The sequence below is a fragment of the Ignavibacteriales bacterium genome, from assembly GCA_016709765.1.
Taxonomy (GTDB): Bacteria; Bacteroidota; Ignavibacteria; order Ignavibacteriales; family Ignavibacteriaceae; genus IGN3.
The window spans coordinates 62,368-85,438 of the sequence record JADJMD010000009.1 but is presented as its reverse complement, the minus strand read 5'-3'; the positions used below and the strand labels follow the sequence as shown (position 1 = coordinate 85,438).

Here is a 23,071-nt window from a genome sequence, read left to right as displayed (position 1 = left end):
AGAGGTATGCAATGAGCAACACACAAATTGAATCTGAAATAAGTATAACAGATAAAGCGGTTAAAGAAATTAAACGCATAATGGATGAGAATAAAATAACACAAGAATTTGGATTAAGAATCGGTGTTAAGGGCGGTGGATGTTCCGGATTAACTTATACATTAGGTTTTGATCCAGAAAATCGCGAAGGTGATTCAATAATTGAACAAGATGGTGTAAAACTTTTTGTTGATGGTAAGAGTCTTTTTTATTTATCCGGAACTCAATTAGATTTTTCAGACGGATTAAATGGAAAAGGGTTTATTTTTAATAATCCGAACGCAACTAAAAGTTGCGGTTGTGGTGAGTCTTTTGGTGTTTAATTAGAAAGGATAATTTTATGCAAAGACGTAAGTTCATTTATGCATTGGGTACAATCCCTCTTGTTCAAGCACTTGGGAAAGCAGAAAATAAGTTAAATACAATTAAAAATCATATAAGGAGTACAGATACTATGGCAAAATTTGAATTGCCCCAATTACCATATTCATACGATGCATTGGAACCATACATCGATAAAATGACTATGGAGATCCACTACACTAAACATCACAACGGTTATGTTACTAACCTTAATAAAGCGGTTGAAGGGACTGAGAGCGAAGGAAGATCTTTGTACGATATGTTTGGAATGATTTCTAAACTTCCTGCTGCAATCAGAAATAATGGCGGTGGACATTGGAATCACTCATTATTCTGGACTTTAATGAAACAAAACGGCGGCGGAAAACCAGATGGTAAAGTTGCCGATGCAATAAACTCAGCTTTCGGTTCCTTTGAAGAGTTTAAAGCAAAGTTTAGCGCTGCCGGCGCAACAAGATTCGGTTCCGGTTGGGCTTGGTTATTAGTTCAAGATGGTAAACTGGTCGTTAGTTCAACACCAAATCAGGATAATCCTTTGATGGATGTTGCTGAAGTAAAAGGAACTCCGATTCTTGGATTAGATGTTTGGGAGCACGCATATTATCTCAAATATCAGAACAAACGACCTGACTACATAGAAAACTGGTGGAATGTTGTTAATTGGGATAAAGTTAACGAATTGTTTTCTAAAGCTTAGTTAATATTTTTTTTATTTAGGGAAGTGAAGAAATTTGCTTCCTTTTTTTATTATTTTGAATATGACAATTCCAATATTCCCATTAAACCTAGTTGTATTTCCTGGAGCTAAATATCCACTTCATATTTTTGAAATGAGATACAAAATCCTTAGTGAAAAATGCTTAAGAGAAAACTCCGGATTTGGGATAGTAATATCCTTTGACCGAAAGATTTCAGATGTTGGTGTATATGTGATTATTGATTCTGTAGCTAAGCAATATGATAATGGAGAATTAGATATAGTTGTAGCTGGAATTGAACGATTTGTAATAAATAATACTTCTCAACATCCAGATGGTTATTATCTTGCGGAAGTTGAAAAATATGATGATGATATTGTTGAAATTGATAGTGATTTGATTGATGAACTGCATTCGGAGTTTGAAGAAATAGTTGAATTAGCAAACTATAAATTAGAAGAAGCGTTTTGGAATAATCTTAGAACGACAAAACTTAAATCGTATAAGGTTGCTGAAAAATCAGGTTTAACTAATGAACAGCAGCAAGAATTACTAGTACTTAAAAATGAAAATGAAAGATTAAATTATCTTATTAATTATTTTAAATCAATTAAAAACAAAGTTGATAGTGCAGCAGCAGTTAAAAAGATAATTATGAATGATGGGTATTTAAATTAATAAAAGCGAATCAATTCGATTCGCTTTTTTATCGCTTACAACATTCTAATACTATTTATACTTTTCTATTGTATGAATTCTATTGTTAGCTCTTGCTAATGCGACTTCAGCTCTTGTGATGTTTATTCCGCTATTCTTTTCTGCTAATCTTTCTTCAGCTCGTCGTTTGGCTTCTAAAGCTCTCTCTTCATCAATTTCTGAAACTAACTCAATCGAATCAGCAAGAACCAAAACTTTATTATCAAGCACTTCAATTGTTCCGCCCGCAGTTGAGTAATAATTAAATTTGCCGTTAAGCAAATCTACTTTAATAATTCCAATATCAAATGTGCTTATAATTGGTGCGTGATTTACTAAAACCTGAAAACGACCTTTAGTTCCTGGAACAGTTATTGCTTTAATCTCACCGCTAAAAGCAGATTTAGATGGAGTGACTATTTCTAAGTTTAACTCAGCCATTGTTACGCCATCTTCTTTGCATTTTCAACTACTTCTTCAATTCCACCAACATACATAAATGCAGATTCAGGTATATCATCATATTTACCATCAATGATACCTTTAAAACCGCGAATTGTATCTTCTAATTTAACATACTTACCAGCTTTGCCAGTAAAGGCTTCTGCAACGTGGAAAGGCTGGCTAAAAAATCTCTGGATTCTTCTTGCACGCCTAACAACAATCTTATCATCATCCGATAACTCATCCATTCCAAGAATGTTAATAATATCCTGTAGATCTTTGTAGTGTTGGAGAATTTCTTTGCAATTTTTAGCAACATCATAGTGCTCCTGTCCAAGTACTCCAGGCTCAAGAATTCTTGAAGATGATTCAAGAGGATCAACGGCAGGATAAATGCCAAGTTCAGATATCTGACGACTTAAAACAGTTGTTGCATCTAGATGCGCAAAAGCAGCTGCAGGAGCAGGATCTGTTAAGTCATCTGCAGGCACGTAAATGGCTTGTACAGAAGTAATTGAACCTTTATCTGTAGATGTAATTCTTTCTTGAAGAGCACCCATTTCAGTTGCTAGGTTTGGTTGATATCCAACTGCAGAAGGCATTCTACCCAAAAGTGCGGAAACTTCTGAACCAGCTTGTGTAAATCGGAAAATGTTATCAATAAATAAAAGTACGTCTCTTCCCTCTTCGTCTCTAAAATATTCTGCAATAGTTAAACCTGTAAGAGCAACACGTAACCTTGCTCCCGGTGGCTCATTCATCTGTCCAAACACAAGTGCCGTTTTATCAATAACACCTGATTCTTTCATTTCTAGCCAAAGATCGTTTCCTTCACGCGTTCTTTCACCAACGCCTGCAAATACAGAATATCCACCATGCTGTTTAGCAATATTATTAATCAATTCCTGAATAATAACTGTTTTACCAACACCGGCACCGCCAAACAATCCAGTTTTTCCGCCACGACTGTATGGTTCCATTAAATCGATAACTTTAACACCTGTTTCAAACATTTGAGATTGGGTAGAAAGGTTTTTAAATAGAGGTGCAGGTCGATGAATTGGATATCTTTTTTCAGATTTAATTTCTCCAAGTCCATCTATTCCGTCCCCGATAACATTTATCAATCTACCAAGCGTAGCAGGGCCAACTGGCACTGTAATAGGTTTTCCAGTATCGTAAACATCCATACCTCTAACCAAACCGTCAGTGGAATCCATTGCAACCGCTCTCACTCTATCTTCACCCAAATGCTGTTGAATTTCGACAATCAAATCTTCTTTTTTACCTTCTGTTGAAGTCCTTGGAATACTGACTGCGTTATATATTTTAGGAAGATGTCCACCTTCAAATTGAATATCCACTACAGGACCGATGATTTGAATAATTTTACCTTTTAACTCACTCATTCTGTTACCTTCTATTATAAAATTTTAAGATGCAAAATTAGCCAAAGAGCCTTTTTTTTACAAATATTTAAGATAATTACTTTAGAAGTACCATCTTTTTAGAGATTGATAATTCTTTTGTTTTTAGCTGATAAATGTACATTCCAGTGGCCAAATCATCAGCTTTAAATTCTATTGATATTATTCCAGCAAGTGCAATATCATTATATAATTCTTTTACTTTTCGGCCAAGAATATCAAAAACAATCAGTTCTACTTTTTGAGATTGCGGAACTTCAAATTGAATTTTTGTTGAAGGATTAAATGGATTTGGATAGTTCTGTAATAATGAAAAGGCTGTTGGGATATCTGTACTATGGTTAATACTAGTAATTGTATTTATTGAATCTGTACCGCCGGCTTCATAATATCTTGCAGCAAATTCTTGTAGATAAAAATTTGCTATCTGATCATCTTGAATGATAACTGTGTTTTCATCATTACTGTTTTCTGCAGATGAAGACCAATTATGCGAACCTGTAATTAAATAAGGTGTGTAACCAAACGGTTCAGCATCAACAACAGCATATTTATGATGAAGTAAACCATTTGAAAAACCTTTCAAACGAATATCAACACCATTGGATTGCAGATAAGAAAATTGAGTTCCTGAATCTGTATTGTTACTTAAAACTAAACGAGTTTTACTACCGTGGTTTTTAACTGCAATAATAGTATCCGCTAAATCTCTACGTGTAAGAGTCATTATAGAACCGTTTATAGATTTTTCAGCCTTGCTGAGTGTCTTAGCAATTCTTGCTGTTGTCCCATCACTAGGACTAAAATAGCTTTGTACTTTTACACCACCAATTACGAAATTGTGCGGAGTGTTGTTAAATTTTCTTGAGCCAAATCTTGAGTTCAGAGCATTCGGTGTCGCAGTATTGCTTCCCCATTCTTCCTGAAACTCAACTGTGTATGCACCAGCTAAAGCAACATCTTGAAACATAACTAGATTTTGCCTGTCATCATTTGTTCCGGGATCAGTTGGATTCCAGGAACCCATAATCACCCAAACGCTGTCTGCAGCACCGCCGCGGTAATCAATAACAAAAAATTTATTATGATGTAAACCGCTTCCATCATTGCTACCATAAGCATCGTCAATTACAGGAATACCATTACTTGAAAGTGTTGTCCAAGGTGCTGTGGTTCTATTATCATATTCGCCAATCACTCTAACTTTTACACCACGATTTTTAGCGTTTACCAATGCAGTTGCGATATTTGCGCCGACTGTTCCACTTAAACTATAAAGTGCAACATCAATAGAGCGTTTTGCATTATTTAATTTTTGAATCAATAAATCTGTAAAGTTTGCATCAGCATTCGCATTTACACCAGATGAAACACTTGTATTTACAGAATTGTTGAAATAAACATTAATTTCGCCTGTTGTAGGAAACGCTGATGTTGTACTTGAAATAATATTACTTGAAAAACTTGTGTCCGAATTTGCTACGGAAAAAGCCTGTAAGTTGTAAATCGTAGCAACATCAAGTCCGGGTACAGTAACATTATGTGTTATTCTAAAATCATTATCCGGTTCGATAACACCAAGCTCATAATTAGTTGTAAATCCATATCTGATTCTTGAAGTTCCGGGATTTATTGTACTCCAATCAAGCGTAATTGAATTAGAAGTTAACTCAACTTCTTCCGGATATTTTTCTATAATCGGTCCATTTGATATTATATCAGATGGAATACGAGACATTAATTGATAGCCGCCAATAAATGGAAGCGATGTTTTAAATTGACTTAAGACTCCTACCACATCAAATCTGCCAGCCGGCGCAACCATACCAATAATTTGTGTATCGTTATCAATTCTTATTTGAACTGTATCTGATGAACTTGATCCAGTTAACATATAATTTTTATAAGCCCAATTACTAAAAGTAGTTCCATTAAGCTCTGTTACTAAAACACCATTAACTCTAACCAATCTTCCTTCATAATTTTCTATTCCCGCAACACCGTCGTTACTTAACATAGAAGGAGTTGTTAAAACGGGTTCAACTTCATTTCCACTTGAAATAATTGAGTGAAGAATTGGAAATTCAAGTTGATTTAAACCGTTAAATTGTGTGATAGTCCCTGAGACTAAAACTTCATCACCAGGCTGAACTAAGCTCGAAAAAGTTGTTCCGTATATCGAAATGCCGCCGCTGTTATCTTGTATATAACTTGGACTACCGAATTGATTGCTTACTGTTACAATTCCTCTTAATGTAACCAAATCACCCAAGTTTATTCCAATTCCATTTGCATCATTAATTTTAGCTTCTGAAATAGGTATTGGTGCGCCGTAAACTGTTAAAATTGGGGCTGGACTTACATCACCGAATAAAGCATCGATTCCAGATTGAAAAATAAATTTATAATTACCTGTAAAAATAGGTGTAGTTACATCTGCAATTGTGATTAGAATGGAATCAGAAGCAAAACTTACGTTTGAAAACAATATTGTATCAGCAGAAACAGTTGTTACTGCCGTAAAATTATCGATTGAAACCTGAGCAGAATTTTGAGACCAGGTAAAACCCTGAGGAAAAACTATTTTTAATGCGTTAATGTTATACTGAGGTTCTCTTATATAATTAAATGATAGATTAATTACAGAATCACCGCTTACAACGAGCGGAGTTAAACTCACTATGCCAGAACCTTCAACTCGTGCTCGCAATGAAAGAATCCATGCAATGTTTAAAGAAGTATTTCCAACACCCATAGATGCACTGCCGTTTACAGTCCAATTTGATGTGATTGTTAGTTCGGGAGTAGAATCTTCATTAAAAAACACTGAAGTATTACTAGAAGATGAACCACTAAAATGAACCTTCGGGCTAGGTATACTTCCAGCATTTGCTGCACCCCAGGATACACCAAAAACATGCAATGCAGAACTATTTCTAATTTGAACGGCTTCTGAACTTCCAGCTATAGAAAAGGCCGTACCTGTAAAATAAAGTGCATTATTAGCTTTTACAATTAATAAATAATCACTTGGGTCTAAGTCTTCTGAAAAACTATTTTCTGCTTTTGCAACAATTATTACTGTTCCTTTTTTAACATTACTCCAGAGTGATTGATTAGAAAAAACAAGCGGCTGCTGTGCTGAACCACTGCTGCTAAAATCTCTAATATCCCAGTTTCTTAAATCAACACTGTCTTGTACAACTAATAATTCAATCCACTCATCACTTGCACTTGAATTATAAACTTCGTTAATAATTACAGATTGTGCATTAATACTAGCGGCAAGAATTAATGTAAAGAAAAAATATTTTAGTGTTGTCATTGTACATCCGTTGATAAAATGAATCTTTGAATCTTACTATTTCCTCTGTCAACCACATAAAGTATTCTATCAAAATAAGCTACCGAATAAGGTTGATTAAATACATTGGGTCCTCCAAATCCAATAAGTTTTTCACCAAACGAATTAAATTTGTAAACACTGTCTTTATTTATACCAGCATCAGCAATATAAATATTTCCTGATGGGTCAATTGTACAACCTTCAGGTCGTATAAAATTATTAGGTTTAGCAAAAGCAACCTCATCACGATCTGAAAATTTGCTTTTGTATCTCTCATCAATTGGTGAAATTACATACTCCCACCATTGTGCTTTAAAACTGTTTAGTCCTGTTAAGGTTACAACAATATCTATACTTCTTTTATTGAATGAGGCAAGTGAACTTATTTCATTAGCCGAAACAATTCCACCGCTTGTTGGTGAAATATTTGGTACTCTGCCAATTAAACTATCACCGGAACTAAAGTTTAAACTATTGATAGGTTTGAACATCAAAATAGAATTATCTGGATCATAAATACTTGAATTGTTTGGACCTGTTCTTGCAACATAGAATGAGTTATCATAAAAAGTACAAACTGCTGTGTATTTTCTTAACGGTTTATTAAAATCATCAGCTTTTGGCAATAAGCGGCGGATTGGTGCAGTGTCAAGATTATGATTTGATGCAACAAGATCAATCTTGTAAATAGCGCTAAATGTCTGTCCAAGTGTATCAAACTGTGCACAGACGATAAGATTTAATCTATAATCCTGGGCAATTGCAATAGGATGTTTGATAGTTTTTGAACCTAATCTCTCTCCATCAATATTTAGCATAACAATTTGATCATTATCGGTATCTGCAACATATACTAAAGGTTCCTTGCCGATAATCATATCTTCGGGATGATTAAATCCTTCCCAATCCGGACTGAGTTTTATATAAACTGTATCACCTGCAATGTTACCGGGATTTTTATTTTCATCAAATTGCGTAATATCAAATTTATTATTGCAGGATGTTATTATTAATAGCAATGATAGAACTGCAAAATATTTTAGCTGTTTAATATTTATCATAAGCCAAGTATAATTGAAAATCTGTGTGCTGATCCTAATCGTGTAAAGTTTGCGTATGCATAATCTACACTTACATTTGTAATGCTAACTGGAACATTTACTCCAGCCCCGAATGAATAATTTTGCTCATCAACATTTATTTTATATCCGCCCCTTGCAAAAAACATTTTATTCCACACATACTCAAATCCTAATGATAAATTTTCACTGTTATCGTTTGGATGATTGAGCTGGATTGAAGTTGTTATTTTATTTTGATCATCTTCATATGGTTCAAATGCAAAACCAATTCGGAACATTGTAGGTGGTGAAAATGATTGCCAATCTGATTTTGTTCTATTTCCAACAAGAATAACTTCGCCATCAGGTGCAAGATCGTTACCAAAGTTTGTAACTGTAACTGCAAAACGTGAAGTACCTAAACCTGTCCAGTAATATGTTCCAAGGTCAATCATAATTCCGCGCATCTTAAGTTTGTCCAATGATTCCTCAATGTATCTTACAGTTCCGCCAAAACTAAATTGCTCAGTCATCTTTCTGGAATAAGAAATTGAAAAACCAATATCACTAAATCCAAAATATTCGCCTGTTCCAAATGGAGCGTATTCAGTTGTTACTTTCATTTCATCCATAGAAAGTGAAGTCAGCGATACACCAAAAGTATTAGTTTCATCAAGATGATAAACAGCGCCGAGGAAATCATGATTTATATCTACAACCCATTGATTGTGAGAAAACATAACTTGATTTTCTGAAAATTGTGTTAAGCCTGCAGGATTCCAGTAAAGTGCTGATACATCATTTGCAACTGCTATAAATGCGTCGCCCATTGCTGTTGCTCTGCCCCCAACTCCGATCTTTAAAAACTGTGCGGTTGATATACCTGCACGCTGCCCGCCGAGCACCGGAAACAACTGCGGTTTAATATCAGAAAAACTTATTACAATAAATAAAAAGGTAATTATATACTTCATATTAAAATCTCAAACTCACGCCAAATTTTATATTTCTACGAGTTAAATATCTTGCCGGATTAAACGGATAAGCCGATATTGGAGCCTGTAAATCGGGATAACGTGGATCATTCCAGCTTGCCGGTATATCATCGCCATATTCGTATGCCTTGCCTGTAACAGGGTTTATAATCGCAGAATTTTTTGTATCTAAAAGATTATTAACTTCTACAAAAACTGAGAATTTAAGATTCATCAGACGAAAATATTTTTCAAAATTTAAATCAACCCAAAACCAGTTATCACCAACTTTGTTGTAACGGGAATCAGTAACATACTCATACTGAGGTCTTCCACGTTCATCCACAAAACCTGTATAAACAGCAGGTGTATATCTTTTGCCTGATTGAAAAAAGAATCTTAAGTATAAATTGTAATCGTCCAAAATTCCGGGTGCAAATCCAAAGAGCGGATCATCTCGTTCTACATAAAAACTTGTAGAAAGTGATGCGGTTAAAGGTCTATCCCATGGAACAAATTCTTCTTTAATAGATTCTTTAAGATCACCTTGCAAAACTAAAACGCCCTCATCTGCGGATGAACTTTTACCCGTAACAATCGCGTAAGTAAAAGATGCGCTTCCATTAAACCATTTACCGATTCGTTTGCGGTAATCAAATTCAATCCCGCGTGAACGCGCATAATCAGAATTTACATAAGTAATAAAACTTTGTGTTGAAAATCTTGCAGAAACAATTTTAGCAGTTCTTGTATTTACGTAATCAAAAATATCTTTGTAATAGGCAGTTACCGTTAAAACATCGTCATTAGAAAATTGAGTTTTTAATCCAAGCTCGTAAGCAACTGTTGTTTCAGGATTTAAATTTGGATTACCAAACTTCTGAAATGATGATTGCGCGTTAAGCGGATCTAACTTTGCATAAATAAATTGGGGCTTTGGCCATTTACTAAAATGCCCGTACGAAAAAAATAATGTTTGATTATCGGAAACAGGATGAGAAATTCCAAGTCGTGGACTTAATCTTGCTTTAAATCTTCTACCTCCAAACCATGCAAAAGTATCTTCCTCATATCTCGTTCTAATCTCATCAGGGATAGTTACTACGTCTGGATTTTTAACAGCGTCATCAACATATTTACCTGGAAACCAATAGTCTAAACGTAATCCAAAGTTTAATATCATTCCACTAAAGTTGATATTATCCTGAGCATAAAAAGAACCAAGTGCAGGATAAACTTTATAAATATCATTATTCAAACCAAGTTCACCAATCCAGGGTTTATATATATCAATAACCTGCATTTCTTGAAATTGAAAATTGAATCCAGCCTTAAATTTATTCTTCTCATCAAAAAAGTTTGTAAGATCACCACGAACAGACCACTCCTGAACATAGTGGTCTCTCCAGGTTGAAGGATTTCCAACATCCCAAAATCCGTCACCGGGTATAACACCAATAGTATCTCCATTAATATTATAATATTCGATTGGAAAGTTTACGATATCCTTTGGTTCGTTATATAAATACCAATCTTTACCATTAGCATCTGCACGCAGATTAGTGTAAAAACTATTTATCTTAAATTCATAGAACATTTTAGGACTTAATGTCTGAGTAATACCAAATGAATGATACTTATTATTATGCGTAAAGGTATTTGCTTCATCTAAAATATTTTGGTAGTTGTACTGATAGCCCGGACTTGGTTCAACATATTCAAGATTTGATTGCAGCGATTGTGAATTTTGATTTATGTTTACGGATTGATTAAATGAATAATAAAACTTTAACGTTGGAGAATATTTGTAAGTAATTTTACCAAGCCAGAACCAATTGTTTTCAGCTTTTGGTGCAAACTTTGTTCCGTAAAATGTAGAAGAACTCAATTGATTTGCAGTTGGTTTATAATAACCCTGAGTTATACCATCTGTTAAACCTGTATAAAAACTTCCGAAGAAAATAATTTCACCTGGAATTTTTAATCCCATTGCAGGGAGAATAAATGTAGTGATTGGTTCTGGTCCACTTAAATTCCCCTCAATAATATCAATGTTAAAAATGTGATAAGATGTTCTGTCGCCAAGATTATCACGTTTGTAAGAAACTGAGCCTGAATACCTTTCACCGCCTTCCCTTGTTTTAACATTTACAATTCCGGATGTAGCTTGCCCAAATTCAGCATTAAATCCGCCGGTAATAACTTCAACCTCTTCAATTGCATTTGCAGAAAGCTGCAACCCAAAACCTGTACCAGCCAATGGATCTTGTACAGAAACTCCGTCTAACAAAAAAGCATTCTCATAAGATCTGCCGCCGCGTATGTGGATTGCATTATCAGATTTTACCACACCGGATTGCTGTGTAACTATATCAGAAATATTTTCAATTACGGCAACGTCTAAATCTTCTTTCGTAATAGTTCTTTTACTTTGAGTTTCCTCAACGTCCATCAAAGGTTTTTCACCAATGACTACAACATCCTGTCCCAAAGTTAGAACCGTTTCTTCAAGTTTAACCGTCAGCTCTTTAGTTTTGTCTGCATCAATTTGAATTCCAGTGTATTGAACAGTTTTATAACCGATTAAAGAAATATCGATGTTATAACTTCCAACAGAAATATTATTTATTTTAAACTTTCCATTTATATCTGTTGCAGCACCGTAATAAGTCCCTTTTATAATCACATTTACACCAGGCAGGGTTTCACCGGATTCTGCATCCTTAATAGTGCCTGTTAGATTTCCAACACCTTGAGAATAAATTAATAGCGAGTTTAAGAATATCAGTAAAACTGTAAAAATCTTTTTCATGGTGTTACTCCAAAATCTTCAAAAAAGATTTTACTCATAAGATTTTTAACATTTGCTGCACCGCCATTTGATTTGCTAAGAGGCAACCCATAAAAGAATATTGATTTTGTATTATTGAAAAATCCGATAAATCCATTTAATTCACTATTTGGGAAATAATAAATTGGAATTGCACCATTTGGATTTAGATAAAATGATTTTGCTCTAAAGATTGTTCCGGTTGTTGTTAAAATAGGATAAGACGGATTAGTGCTATCGGCAGAAACAATAGTATTTTGTGAAATAGAATTTCTCGAATACAAACTATCCGAATTGATTGGTAAAAATCCCTGCACTAAAACAGGATCAACTGTTTGCGGAAACTGCATCGAAAAGAAAATTTTTCCGCCAGCATCTATAAATTTTGGTACTGAGGCAGATGCTAAATCCAATGATGGGCTATTATCTGTGTACCATAAAACATATTTAAATAATTTAAGTGTTTGTAAAAATGTTACATTTGTGTAGGGTGGCTTTTGATTGAAATAATCATAAACATCATATTGACTACTTAATCCCAAACTATCCATCATTGCATCATAAAATGCGCCTGCACCATCTATTGTTGCATAATCATCAAGTATTAAAATATCACCTTTAGGTTTTTTAACATTCCAGGTTTTCCCAGTATCGGGTAAGGAAATGAACGGAGTTTTTGCACCCGAAATATCAACGGCTTGAACATAGAATTTATTATAGTCATCAAACTTAATACCTGGTAATTTTTCAGGCGAGATATTTGTTTCGATTCCTTCGATCAATATGTCCATCAAAGGATTTATGGATGTAAAATCATTAGTTCTTAGAGTGATAGTTCTAACACTTCCATCTAATGATACAATACTATTTACATCATTTGTATCATTTAATGCAATATTGATATTAAGAATTGTTCCTGCGCCATCCAGATCATCGGCATCCCAGCCAAAAGACATTACTGGAAATGAAACAGACGGAAGTGTACTTAATAAATTCCATTTAATTGTTGGCGCTGTATTTTTAAGTGGAAAGTTTAAAGTGGCCGGAGTTGGATCAATTAATCCTATATCAAAAAACTTTTCTCTATTATTATAAACACCATCGTTATTGGCATCAACAAATGGCTCAGGTCCATAATCAATTCCATTCTGGAAAACACGATCATCATAGATTCCATTACCGCCATTATCCACAGAAGAAACTTTGAATGCATAAGTTGTATCTGAAGCACCGATTTGAAGCGAAAATAAAATTTCGTTTTTATCCGTAAATGTCCAAGCGGCTCCATCCCATGAGTAATAAAAGCCAACAATTAATCCATCAGAATCATCGCCCCACCATGCAACTTTTAATCTGCTCGGCTGTGGTGCAATTGTAGAATCAGGAAACAATGAAATGCTAGTATCAGGTGGTTTATTATCTGCAGGATTATCTATAAAATCTTCTCCGCAGGAAATTAAAATGCCTAATAAAAAAATAATGGTTGATAGGAGTAAAACTTTTTTCATTTATATAAAGGCGAACTATAATTAGTAAATAATTCTAAATTCTGTTTACATTAAAAATCAGTTCCTCCTCAAAATATTTGAGGAGGAACTAAAACAAAACTATTTAAGCAGCATCATTTTTTTAACTTGATTGAAATTACCAGCTTGAATGCTGTAAAAATAAATTCCAGAAGTTAATTCATTTGCTTTAAATGATACTGTGTGTGTCCCTGCTGATTGACTTTGGTTTACGAGTGTTTTAACAACCTGTCCCAAAATATCATAAACTCTAATCGTAACCATTTCTTCCTTTGGAAGAGCGTAGGAAATAGTAGTAGAAGGGTTAAAGGGATTGGGATAGTTTTGCGAAATTGAGTAATCCGTCAGCAATCCATTTTCTGTATTTACATCAGTTACATAATTTACAAAATCATCATTTTTTCTTGGAACTAATTTGTAATTACTAAATGAATAGTAAAGCACACCTTTTAGAGCGTCAAAAGTATCATTCAGTCCAACCAATATAGGTCTTGCAGGTATAGTTCCATTTTGGTAAGGATGGTTCCCTTCTTCCAACTCTACGCGAGTATTCCCAGAGCCATCACTAACGTATATTTCACCAAAATTGGATGTACCGTCTGCACTTAATGCAGTTATTGAAACATTGTTATATTGAACAAGAACACTTTCCCACTCTTCTTTACCGATTGCATTGTTACCGGCAGTACCAATAACGCTTGTTGTTAAAACATGCGGAGCTGGTAATGGATTTATGGGAGATACAACTGTAATTGCAGATAAACTATCTATCACAGTTACATCAAATACTTCTCTTATAACGCCGGTAACAGTAACTTTATTTCCTCTTTGTAAATTAAGAACTTGTGTACCCATTGTACCGTTTGTAGCTATTTGGATTCCGCTCCAAGGTCCTTCTCCATTTTGCATATATATTCTTAAAGCAGCAGAACCAAATCCCTTAATATCCGAAGAATCTGATGTTACAACACCTGTTATACTGATACGATAATTATTGTAAGCGCTGTATCCGCCACCGAAAGGGCTATACTGGGCATCTTGAATTTTTAGATGGTCTGTTAAGCACTAAATAAAAATATTTTTGTTTAACAGTATCAACCGGAGTAAGACTTACTAAATCTTCATTGTCTTTTGCCCAGATGTAAAAATCTACTAAAGCGGAATCAAGTGTTACAGCAGGTATAGTAGCTTTATATAATTGATCAGTTGCAGAAAATGTCATTTGAACTGAATCTTTTGCACCTTGATTAACAGAGTAATAAACTCTTGCTTCGGCAACTGTTCCATCTAAATCTGAAATGGATGCTGAGATTTCTACTGGTTGATTTGGTGTAACTTCAACAATATCTCTTCTTATATTTGTTGTAATCGGCGGGCTTTGTAATACCGGACCAATATCACCAGGATAAACAGGAACTATATAATATCCATCCGTTCTCGTTGTAACTATTCCAGTTAAATACTCAAGATAAGAACCGTTTAATGGCGGTTGATAACCAGGAATAATTCCACCCGAAGTTTTGAAATATCTTGATTGATTATATATGAATGCCGAATGTCCGTCAAAATCATTTATCTTAAAATTTCCATTTGTATTTCTATCTGACACAATAACGTTCCGAAAGTTAACCAACATCCCTTCATATTTTTCAGCATCAAAATTGTATCCGCCAGTTGTAGTAAATAAATCTGAAAGTTCCAGTTCAATTGGTGCTGGCCGATTTGGACGTGATTCCAATATTTGAACTGGAATAGGTTGAGGAGCTGTAATTAATATTAATTCTGTAGTTGTGTTGTACTCAGTTACAATGCCTGTAAATTCAACAATGTCTGCACTATCTACTAAATCATAAAATGTGCCTTGTGCTGCTACGGAAGTATCATTTTGAATGATATTTAATCCACCCCATAAATTACTTTCAGGGTCCTGAATATAACCGGCCCATCTTGCACCTGCAGAAATTATAACACCGCGATTAGTATCCGGGTCAATAACAGTACTTACAAGTGCAATTCCTCTTACTCTAACCGTATCACCATTTAATAGTGATGGAGGATCAGTTCCAAGTAAAGAATCTGGAACGCCTTGAATATCCTGTAAAGTTACAAGTGGATATTCCTGCGCAAAAATGTTCATCGAAAGGATGAACAAAGCAGCAAAAAGTGTAAATAATTTAATTTTCATTTCATTCTCCTATTTATTTAACAATTAAAAATTTTCCAGTTTTGATATTACCAGTTTTACCGTTCTTCACGGTAAATAAATATAATCCTGTAGCAATTGCCTGATCATTATCTGTAACAAGATCCCATGCATGTTCACCGCCAGCAAATTTTTGTTTATCATCGCTTGCATAATTTTGAAACCATCGTATATCAGACCCATTGCTTGTTGCATCATGATATATCTTTTTAACAATATCTCCGGCAAGTGTGTAAATTGTTATTTCGCATTCAGCAGGTAGATTATAAAAATAAATTTTTCTTAATCTTTCAGCACTACCGTCCCAAATTGCGTTTCCGTAATATGGATTTGGATAAACTCCAATTTCGGCGTTCTCTTCTTCAACAGCAGGGGTTCCAGGAATAACTCTTTCATAATTAGCTAAAGCACTTGATTCTAAAACCTCAAGTTCATTTGCAGGATCGCCTTCATCAAAAGCCGTAACAGAAAAAACATACTGCCAGCCATTTAAAAGATTTGGTATCTCAAATTTGTAATAGTATTCTGTTGGATCATTTGGAAATATAACAGGCTCATCCAATCTAACTGCAGAAAACCCGGTATTAAATCCAACATTATTTCCTGTGCTGTCAAACTCAGCCAGAATTACTAATGAGTTTTGAAGATTTTGGGATTGAGTTAAATCAAATCCAGCTTGTGTTCTGTAAAGTTTGTAGCCTTCAAAATCCTGCTTACCGGAAATCGGATCGATTGAAAATTCGGCTCTCCGATCCCAATAAATGGTTGCTTTTTGGCTTTCCGGAATTACTTTTACTTTTGGCGTGGTGGGTGGGGTTGGTAGAATATATCTTGTAATTTTTCCATCACCATCTAAATCTTCGTTAATATCAAGAACACCGTTTCTGTTTCTATCTTCGCCAAAATAGGCACGAAGCGCCCAATCCGCATTTGTGTAAAGATTAGTTTTTTGTTCATCATTATCTAAGGCTGCAAGTTCATTACCAAATTTTTTAGCACAAACAATTGCAAACACAACATTTATGGAATCCAATACTTTAATTGTATCGCCCGCAATTCCTATCGAATCTCTTTTAGGAGCCAGACTTCTAAAATTTCCTGCAGATAATAACATTGATCTGTTTGAAGGTACTTTAAATGATACTGGGTTTATTGGGTCATTCCATCTTTGACTATTACCAGCATCGAAATAGCCTAGCATCTTATTAAATCTTTGTAAATCATCTGAAGGCGTAAAGAATGATGGATCGGAACTGCTATGATTCCAGCTAACAAAATTAACAGTAAATAAAGAATCATTATTAACTAAAATTTTATCATCCAATTTAGGTTCAGAGCCAAGAAATTGAATTCCAACATAACTGTCCGTATAACCTGGATCTCCATCGGAATCATACTCATAAGCGATTTTAATAGAATCATTATAACCATTTCCACCGTGTGAGTAAAACGCACTTCCGGATGGTCTCCCAGTAATTTTTGTATTTCTAACAACTGTGTCTGTCCACAAACCAATAAATACGCTATCAATATATTTATCGGAAGCATTCTTGATTGTGTAATTCATAATCACAAAAAAGTTAGCAAAAGCAAAATCCCATGCATAAGATTCTTGATGAACAACAATTCCAAGCGGATGATGATCTGTAATAGGCTCACCATTCAGATAAACAATATTTGTATCCGTATAATCGGCAATAAAATCTTGATGTGAAATTGCAGATGGGCTGTAATAAGGTGAATCAAATAATGAGGAACGTTCAATGATTTTTTGCCCAACTCCATTTGTGTATTCAAAGCCTCCGCCTCTTGATGCAGAAATTGATGCAGCATCAATTGAGGCTGTTGTAACATAAGGTTCAGTATTACCTCTTATAATACCACCAATCCACAATCCTCCTCCAAAAAGATGTTCAATTCCACTTCCAATTGGGTACTCGCAGCTTGGCTGATTAGGCCAAAGTGCAAAACCGTTGCCATACATTCCAAAATTAGTAAGTGTTAATGCAATATTTCCAACATTAGTAAATTTGGAATTATCATCATCCAATATTTTGTTAAGATTGTACTGATTTTCTTGTGCAATTGAAGGAATTGAAAAAGATAAGAGCAGCAGAATAATTGAAAAAGTAGATTTTAATTTCATTAAGTAAAATAATTTAAATAGTAAACTTGAGTGAATTTTGAAGCGTTAAAATACGCAGATTTATCTTAAGAATAAATTAAAATTCGTATAAATAAATCGTTATTAATCATACATTAAAAATAGCTCTTGCATGTTCGTCAGCATGATATGAACTTCTAACTAAGGGTGATGATTCTACAATTTTAAAGCCTATTTTTAATCCCTCTTCTTTATAAATTTTAAATTCATCCGGATTAACAAATCTATCCACAGGTAAATGCAATTTGGTTGGCTGTAAATATTGTCCAATTGTTAAAATATCGCATCCACTTTTAACTAAATCTCTCATCAAATCTAAAATTTCTTCCGGTTTTTCACCAATACCAACCATAATTCCGCTTTTTGTTTTGAGATTTTTAGATTTAAACCATTTTATCAAGTCCAAACTTCTTTCATACTTCGCTTGGGGGCGAACAGCGTGATAAAGTCTTGGAACAGTTTCCATATTATGATTTAAAATATCCGGTGGATTTTGCATGATTATCTCAAAGGATTCTGTTTCACCTTTAAAATCGGGAATTAGAATTTCAATAGTACAATCGGGTTTTTGTTCACGAATTAATCTAACACATTCTTTGAAAATATTTGCACCACCGTCTTTTAGTTCATCTCTATTAACAGATGTTATTACAACGTGGCGTAAATTCAATTCCACAACAGAATCCACAACACGTTTTGGTTCCTCAATATCAAGCTCATTTGGAATTCCAACTTTAATATTGCAAAAACCACAGCTTCGAGTGCAAGTATCACCAAGAATCATAAAAGTTGCAGTGCGATGATTCCAGCATTCTGAAATATTTGGACATTTAGCTTCTTCGCAAACTGTATTAAGTTTTTGTTTGCGCATAAGATTTTTTACATCAGAATAATTTTCACCAATTGGTAATCTAACTTTTAACCAATCGGGTCTTTTGCCTAAATCTTTATTTGCTTTTTCTGCTTCTTCTTTAAAAGTACGTTGATGTTGATTTATCATAATATTTCTTTTGTTCTAATCTCTTGTCACGATTTTATTTAAACAAATAATTAACAATCATACTCATTTGAACATATACTGAAAAAAATGCGAGCAAACTTCCTGCTAAAACTTGAGGCAAAGTATGACATTTTAATTTAATTCTCGACCATCCAACAAGTATTACAATTGGTAACATTAAAATTCCAATCCATCCAAAGGTAAAAACTATAGCAGCAAATGGTCCTGTTGCACCCATTGCATGAGCGCTAATTTTCCAATATTTGTTAATAAAAATTGTAATTATTGTGTTTGAAATATAACAAAACCAAAAAGCGATTGAAATGATATTGAGCCCAAATTTTATCATAAAAAACAATCCGGTGAGATAGAATACAATCGCAATTAAAAATGGAAACGTTCGTTCTTCTTTAATAGATGCATCTTGATCAGCAAGTTTACCTTTATTTCGAAGGATTAAGAAAAGTACAATTGGCGCTATAAATCCAAATACAAGTGCGACTAAAATTGTCGCAATTCGTTTAGTTGATTCAATTTCAAACTCAAATGCAAATATGGAAAAATAAATTATTGTAAACGCCGGTGGAACAAAAAGTGTAGAAATAATTCTTGCAAATTTATTTGTGGTTTCTTTAGACAAATTTATTCTCAAAAATGGAGAAGAGTTTTAAAGTGAGTACTCAAGTTTTTTTAGTTCATCTGAATATCTTAATAAAACATCCCGCACAGGATTGTATTCAAGATGCTGCATTAATTCATTTCTAATTTTTGAAGCGTGATGCATTCCTTTTAAATAACCCGAATAAAATTTTCTATGTTCAATCACGGCTCTGCGTTCACCTTTAATACCAATTGCTAAATCCAGATGACGTAAACAAGTATTTATTTTCATTTCATCATCAATCTTTGTTGTGATGTATCCTTTTTCTAAAAGTTGTTTTGCCTCAAGAAAAATCCATGGATTTCCAATCGCACCACGAGCGATCATAACGGCATCAGCATTGGTTTCATTAAAAGCTTGTTTAACGTCGCTCGCGTCCATAACATTTCCGTTTAAAGCAATCGGAATAGAAACAGCCTCTTTAACTTTTGGAATCCAGCTCCAATCGGCATTGCCGCTGTGTCCCATAACGCGTGTTCTACAATGAACTGTTAATGCTTTTATTCCAACATCCTCAAGACGTTTTGCAACCTCCACAATTTGAATTGAACTATTATCCCAGCCAATTCTAGTTTTAACGGTAACAGGAAGATCAACTGAATCAACAACTGATTTTACAAGTTGTGTTAGGTATGGAATATCTTTTAATAATGCTGAACCGGCACCGCACCCAACAACATTTTTTACCCAGCAGCCAGCATTAATATCTATCATATCAGGATTTTCAGCTTCTGCAATTTTAGCTGCGGCAACCATTGATTCAATACTGCCGCCATAAATCTGAATTCCAACCGGTCGTTCTTTCTCAATTATTTTTAGTTTATTGTGTGTCTTTTGATTTGAACGAACTAATCCTTCGGAGTTTACAAATTCTGTGTAAACGACATCGGCACCTAATTCCCTACACACCAAACGAAAAGAAATATCTGTTACGTCTTCCATTGGTGCAAGAAGTATTGCTTTATCTATTTCAACTTTTCCTACTTTGAACATACTATCAAATAATTTTTTCTAATCTAACTTAATCTTTTTTGGTAAATAAAAAACCGCTAATAAAAAAATAACTCCTGTAAATGCAGCACCTGTTAAAAATGGAAAAGGATAACCTAAATATTCAAATGCAAAACCACCCCAAAGTGGACCTAAAACTCTTGCAAAAGATGCAAGCGATTGGTTCAATCCGAGTGTAATTCCCTGCTCTGCTTCAGATGTTACTTCAGAAATTAAACTTAACACAGTGGGCTGAAATGTTCCGGTTCCATAGGATAAAATAATCGATACAATGGCTAGTCCCAAAAATGTTCCTGCATAAGGCACCATTGCAAGTGCAACCATTATTACAAAAGAACCTATAATAAGTATCATTTTTTTAGACATTAGTTTGTTTATTCTTCCAATCAATCCACCCTGAACAATTGCTGAAGTTAGTCCAACAATGCCAAACATATAACCATTCTGCATATCTGTAAAGCCATAAACTTTTAATCCGAGCAGAGCAAACGTGCCGTAAATATTTGCAAATGAAAAAGTGAGAATAAAAAACAATAAAATTAATACTGCAAGATCTGGTTTTTGTAATATTTTTTTCATCGCAGCAAAATCAAACAATTTTCTTTTTCGGAACGGCTGTGATGATTCATTTGTGACATTCTTTTTTAATGATTCAGGTAGAAAAAAGATAGTAGATAGAAATGCCAAAGAAGAAAATCCTGCAGCAACATAGCCAGTTACAGCATAACCGTATGGAGATAACAATCCACCCATTAATGGTCCAAATACAAATCCAAGACCAAACGCTGCGCCAATTAACCCCATACCTTTTGATCTTTCTGATCTTGTTGTTACATCAGCAATGTAAGCTTGTGCAACTCCGATGCTACTTCCACCAATTCCAGCTATAATTCTAGAAGCTAAAAGCATTGCGTAGGAATGGGTAAATGAAAAAACAATATAACCCAGTGCATTTAAAAGTAAACAACCCACAATCACAGGTTTTCTACCATATTTATCAGATATTTTACCCAATACCGGATTAAATAAAAATTGTACAAACGAATAAATTGCTATTGCTATTCCGATTGCAGCTTCATCTATATGAAGTTCTTTAACTGAAAATGATGGAAGAATCGGGATGAGAATTCCAAAACCAAGTAAATCAATAAACACAGTTAAAAATATTAATCCAAGTGCCGATTTATTTTTCAATTAGGATCTCTGAACTCTCTTAGTTTAGAATTTTTTGTGTACTTTGTAATTATGTAACGTGTATCATCAAATGCCTGATTCATTTTTACATTTTCTGATTTTGATAAATTAATTGTTGTATCATAAACGCTTGTTGCTGGAATAAGAACATATTCGTTACCGTTAGAAGTATTCCCTTTAAACACCCACGTTGGCAAGTAGCTAACTTCGTTTATCTCAAATTTATTCTTAACTATATTTTTTATAATTTTAATTGTAAGTATTATTCCAGCATCTTTGTATCTGGCTTGCTGATTTGAGAAAAAATTTCCCATTGAGTAAGCAACAAATCCCGAATCAAGTTTTGCATTATTTGTTTTAAAGAAGTTTACTGGTTGTAAAACGTGTGGATGGCCCCCAATAATTATATCTGCACCAAGTTCAATAGTTTTATTTACAACTTCTTTTTGAAATTGAACAGGCTCGCGCTTGTACTCTTCTCCAAAATGATAATGAACAAGAACTAAATCTGCCCCATTTGATTTTGCGGATAGAATATCTTTCTCTAACAATTTATAATCTATAAGATTTATAAGATAATCTTTTCCTATTGGGATAGGATTTCCGTTTGTACCATAAGAATATGCGAGTATTGCAATCTTTATACCCCTTACATCAAAAATACGGATAGAATCCCTGTCACCTTGTGATGTGTATGTTCCAAGGTATTTAAGATTTCTTGAATTAATTTCATCAATCGTTTTTAATATTCCTTTTTCATTTCTGTCCAAAGAATGATTATTAGCAGTAATTAGCAAATCAAATCCTACTTCTTTTAAAGCAGTTATATAAGAACTTGGTGTATTGAAGAAGGGATAACCTGTATACCCGCCATTTTCTTTTCCAGCAGTAACAGTTTCTAAATTTCCAAAAGTTAAATCAGAAGCGGATAAATATTTTTTTACGTTTCTGTAAACGGGTGAAAAATCAAAACTATCCTTTTCAACTTGAGCGTATTGAAACTGCGGAGAATGACACATCAAATCTCCAATAACAGAAATGCTGATAGTAACAGAACTATCTTGAGAAATTATAGTTCTCTTACTCTCTTCAAATCTAAAAGATGAAGGAGAATTAAAAATAAAAAAGGATAAAATTGAGAATGTAATTATTACGATTTTCATATTATACAAAATAAGGCTGGGCTATCACTAACCCAGCCTTTTTAAGTTTTGCTAAAGAATGCTCCTATGCTTTAGGAGCTTTTCTTGCAGCTTTAACGTCTTGAACGTCATTTCTGATTTCCTGACATAATTTTCTGAGATCGCTTAGGCCTTTGCGCACACGTGTACCTGCAGCAGCTTGTTCTTTCACATAAAATTTTTGGAAATCACCTTCCAAACTTTGAACGAATTGAACTAGTTGATCGAATTTTTCCATGAGAACCTCCTATGA

The 23,071-nt window shown here is 34.1% G+C and carries 19 protein-coding genes; 3 read left to right on the top strand and 16 right to left on the bottom strand.

Annotation, left to right across the window (positions count from 1 at the left end):
• The first annotated feature begins 11 nt into the window (after positions 1-11).
• From erpA to IPJ23_04305, 3 genes are all read left to right on the top strand, one after another.
• A complete protein-coding gene (gene erpA / locus IPJ23_04315; GenBank protein MBK7629920.1) occupies positions 12-362 on the top strand; it encodes an iron-sulfur cluster insertion protein ErpA in 351 nt (116 codons plus the stop codon).
• Positions 363-493: 131 nt separating this feature from the next.
• On the top strand, positions 494-1,099 hold the full coding sequence (locus IPJ23_04310; GenBank protein MBK7629919.1) for a superoxide dismutase: 606 nt from the start codon (positions 494-496) through the stop codon (positions 1,097-1,099).
• A gap of 61 nt (positions 1,100-1,160) precedes the next feature.
• Positions 1,161-1,778: an LON peptidase substrate-binding domain-containing protein gene (locus IPJ23_04305; protein ID MBK7629918.1), complete on the top strand. Its 618-nt coding sequence runs from the start codon at positions 1,161-1,163 to the stop codon at positions 1,776-1,778.
• 51 nt (positions 1,779-1,829) lie between these two features.
• On the opposite strand, the gene atpC is transcribed toward IPJ23_04305, so the two are convergent.
• The 16 genes from atpC to IPJ23_04225 all read right to left on the bottom strand — a co-directional run bounded on the left by atpC (position 1,830) and on the right by IPJ23_04225 (position 23,056).
• The gene (gene atpC / locus IPJ23_04300; GenBank protein ID MBK7629917.1) at positions 1,830-2,237 is read right to left on the bottom strand and encodes an ATP synthase F1 subunit epsilon; all 408 of its coding nucleotides are present in this window, start codon (positions 2,235-2,237) and stop codon (positions 1,830-1,832) included.
• A 2-nt stretch (positions 2,238-2,239) separates the two neighbouring features.
• The gene (gene atpD, locus IPJ23_04295) at positions 2,240-3,649 is read right to left on the bottom strand and encodes a F0F1 ATP synthase subunit beta (GenBank protein ID MBK7629916.1); all 1,410 of its coding nucleotides are present in this window, start codon (positions 3,647-3,649) and stop codon (positions 2,240-2,242) included.
• A 76-nt stretch (positions 3,650-3,725) separates the two neighbouring features.
• Entirely contained in the window at positions 3,726-6,992 is a 3,267-nt protein-coding gene (locus tag IPJ23_04290; protein MBK7629915.1) for a T9SS type A sorting domain-containing protein, read from the bottom strand.
• Positions 6,989-8,074, bottom strand: a complete 1,086-nt coding sequence (locus IPJ23_04285; protein MBK7629914.1) for a hypothetical protein — start codon at positions 8,072-8,074, stop codon at positions 6,989-6,991. The genes IPJ23_04290 and IPJ23_04285 overlap by 4 nt, the downstream gene beginning before the upstream one ends.
• Positions 8,071-9,048, bottom strand: coding sequence for a PorV/PorQ family protein (locus IPJ23_04280; protein MBK7629913.1), 978 nt, complete (start codon positions 9,046-9,048; stop codon positions 8,071-8,073). Before IPJ23_04280 ends, IPJ23_04285 begins: the two co-directional genes overlap by 4 nt.
• 1 nt (position 9,049) lies before the next feature.
• Positions 9,050-11,860 carry a TonB-dependent receptor gene (locus IPJ23_04275; GenBank protein MBK7629912.1) on the bottom strand — a complete coding sequence of 937 codons (2,811 nt, stop codon included), beginning with the start codon at positions 11,858-11,860 and terminating at the stop codon, positions 9,050-9,052.
• Positions 11,857-13,386 carry a hypothetical protein gene (locus IPJ23_04270; protein MBK7629911.1) on the bottom strand — a complete coding sequence of 510 codons (1,530 nt, stop codon included), beginning with the start codon at positions 13,384-13,386 and terminating at the stop codon, positions 11,857-11,859. The genes IPJ23_04275 and IPJ23_04270 overlap by 4 nt, the downstream gene beginning before the upstream one ends.
• Positions 13,387-13,485: 99 nt before the next feature.
• Complete coding sequence (locus IPJ23_04265; protein MBK7629910.1) at positions 13,486-14,313, bottom strand: T9SS type A sorting domain-containing protein; 828 nt, start codon at positions 14,311-14,313, stop codon at positions 13,486-13,488.
• 115 nt (positions 14,314-14,428) lie between these two features.
• Positions 14,429-15,589 (bottom strand): hypothetical protein, encoded by a 1,161-nt coding sequence (locus tag IPJ23_04260; GenBank protein MBK7629909.1) that lies wholly within the window; start codon positions 15,587-15,589, stop codon positions 14,429-14,431.
• Positions 15,590-15,602: 13 nt separating this feature from the next.
• Entirely contained in the window at positions 15,603-17,753 is a 2,151-nt protein-coding gene (locus IPJ23_04255) for a hypothetical protein (GenBank protein MBK7629908.1), read from the bottom strand.
• A 106-nt stretch (positions 17,754-17,859) separates the two neighbouring features.
• A complete protein-coding gene (gene lipA / locus IPJ23_04250; GenBank protein ID MBK7629907.1) occupies positions 17,860-18,771 on the bottom strand; it encodes a lipoyl synthase in 912 nt (303 codons plus the stop codon).
• A 34-nt stretch (positions 18,772-18,805) separates the two neighbouring features.
• Positions 18,806-19,411, bottom strand: coding sequence for a PAP2 family protein (locus tag IPJ23_04245; GenBank protein MBK7629906.1), 606 nt, complete (start codon positions 19,409-19,411; stop codon positions 18,806-18,808).
• Positions 19,412-19,438: 27 nt separating this feature from the next.
• Complete coding sequence (dusB, locus tag IPJ23_04240; protein ID MBK7629905.1) at positions 19,439-20,425, bottom strand: tRNA dihydrouridine synthase DusB; 987 nt, start codon at positions 20,423-20,425, stop codon at positions 19,439-19,441.
• An 18-nt stretch (positions 20,426-20,443) separates the two neighbouring features.
• The gene (locus tag IPJ23_04235) at positions 20,444-21,637 is read right to left on the bottom strand and encodes an MFS transporter (protein ID MBK7629904.1); all 1,194 of its coding nucleotides are present in this window, start codon (positions 21,635-21,637) and stop codon (positions 20,444-20,446) included.
• Complete coding sequence (locus IPJ23_04230; protein ID MBK7629903.1) at positions 21,634-22,800, bottom strand: CapA family protein; 1,167 nt, start codon at positions 22,798-22,800, stop codon at positions 21,634-21,636. The genes IPJ23_04235 and IPJ23_04230 overlap by 4 nt, the downstream gene beginning before the upstream one ends.
• Before the next feature lie 64 nt (positions 22,801-22,864).
• Positions 22,865-23,056 carry a histone H1 gene (locus IPJ23_04225; GenBank protein ID MBK7629902.1) on the bottom strand — a complete coding sequence of 64 codons (192 nt, stop codon included), beginning with the start codon at positions 23,054-23,056 and terminating at the stop codon, positions 22,865-22,867.
• Between the last annotated feature and the right edge of the window lie 15 nt (positions 23,057-23,071).

Excerpts from the sequence above, each read along its gene's own strand:
- IPJ23_04255 (MBK7629908.1), bottom strand. The coding sequence starts at position 17,753 with ATGAAATTAAAATCTACTTTTTCAATTATTCTGCTGCTCTTATCTTTT.
- IPJ23_04280 (MBK7629913.1), bottom strand. The coding sequence starts at position 9,048 with ATGAAGTATATAATTACCTTTTTATTTATTGTAATAAGTTTTTCTGAT.
- IPJ23_04265 (MBK7629910.1), bottom strand. The coding sequence starts at position 14,313 with ATGCAAAATGGAGAAGGACCTTGGAGCGGAATCCAAATAGCTACAAAC.
- IPJ23_04260 (MBK7629909.1), bottom strand. The coding sequence starts at position 15,589 with ATGAAAATTAAATTATTTACACTTTTTGCTGCTTTGTTCATCCTTTCG.
- IPJ23_04305 (MBK7629918.1), top strand. The coding sequence starts at position 1,161 with ATGACAATTCCAATATTCCCATTAAACCTAGTTGTATTTCCTGGAGCT.
- dusB (MBK7629905.1), bottom strand. The coding sequence starts at position 20,425 with ATGTTCAAAGTAGGAAAAGTTGAAATAGATAAAGCAATACTTCTTGCA.
- IPJ23_04230 (MBK7629903.1), bottom strand. The coding sequence starts at position 22,800 with ATGAAAATCGTAATAATTACATTCTCAATTTTATCCTTTTTTATTTTT.
- IPJ23_04290 (MBK7629915.1), bottom strand. The coding sequence starts at position 6,992 with ATGACAACACTAAAATATTTTTTCTTTACATTAATTCTTGCCGCTAGT.
- IPJ23_04275 (MBK7629912.1), bottom strand. The coding sequence starts at position 11,860 with ATGAAAAAGATTTTTACAGTTTTACTGATATTCTTAAACTCGCTATTA.
- IPJ23_04225 (MBK7629902.1), bottom strand. The coding sequence starts at position 23,056 with ATGGAAAAATTCGATCAACTAGTTCAATTCGTTCAAAGTTTGGAAGGT.
- erpA (MBK7629920.1), top strand. The coding sequence starts at position 12 with ATGAGCAACACACAAATTGAATCTGAAATAAGTATAACAGATAAAGCG.
- IPJ23_04310 (MBK7629919.1), top strand. The coding sequence starts at position 494 with ATGGCAAAATTTGAATTGCCCCAATTACCATATTCATACGATGCATTG.
- atpD (MBK7629916.1), bottom strand. The coding sequence starts at position 3,649 with ATGAGTGAGTTAAAAGGTAAAATTATTCAAATCATCGGTCCTGTAGTG.
- atpC (MBK7629917.1), bottom strand. The coding sequence starts at position 2,237 with ATGGCTGAGTTAAACTTAGAAATAGTCACTCCATCTAAATCTGCTTTT.
- IPJ23_04285 (MBK7629914.1), bottom strand. The coding sequence starts at position 8,074 with ATGATAAATATTAAACAGCTAAAATATTTTGCAGTTCTATCATTGCTA.
- lipA (MBK7629907.1), bottom strand. The coding sequence starts at position 18,771 with ATGATAAATCAACATCAACGTACTTTTAAAGAAGAAGCAGAAAAAGCA.
- IPJ23_04270 (MBK7629911.1), bottom strand. The coding sequence starts at position 13,386 with ATGAAAAAAGTTTTACTCCTATCAACCATTATTTTTTTATTAGGCATT.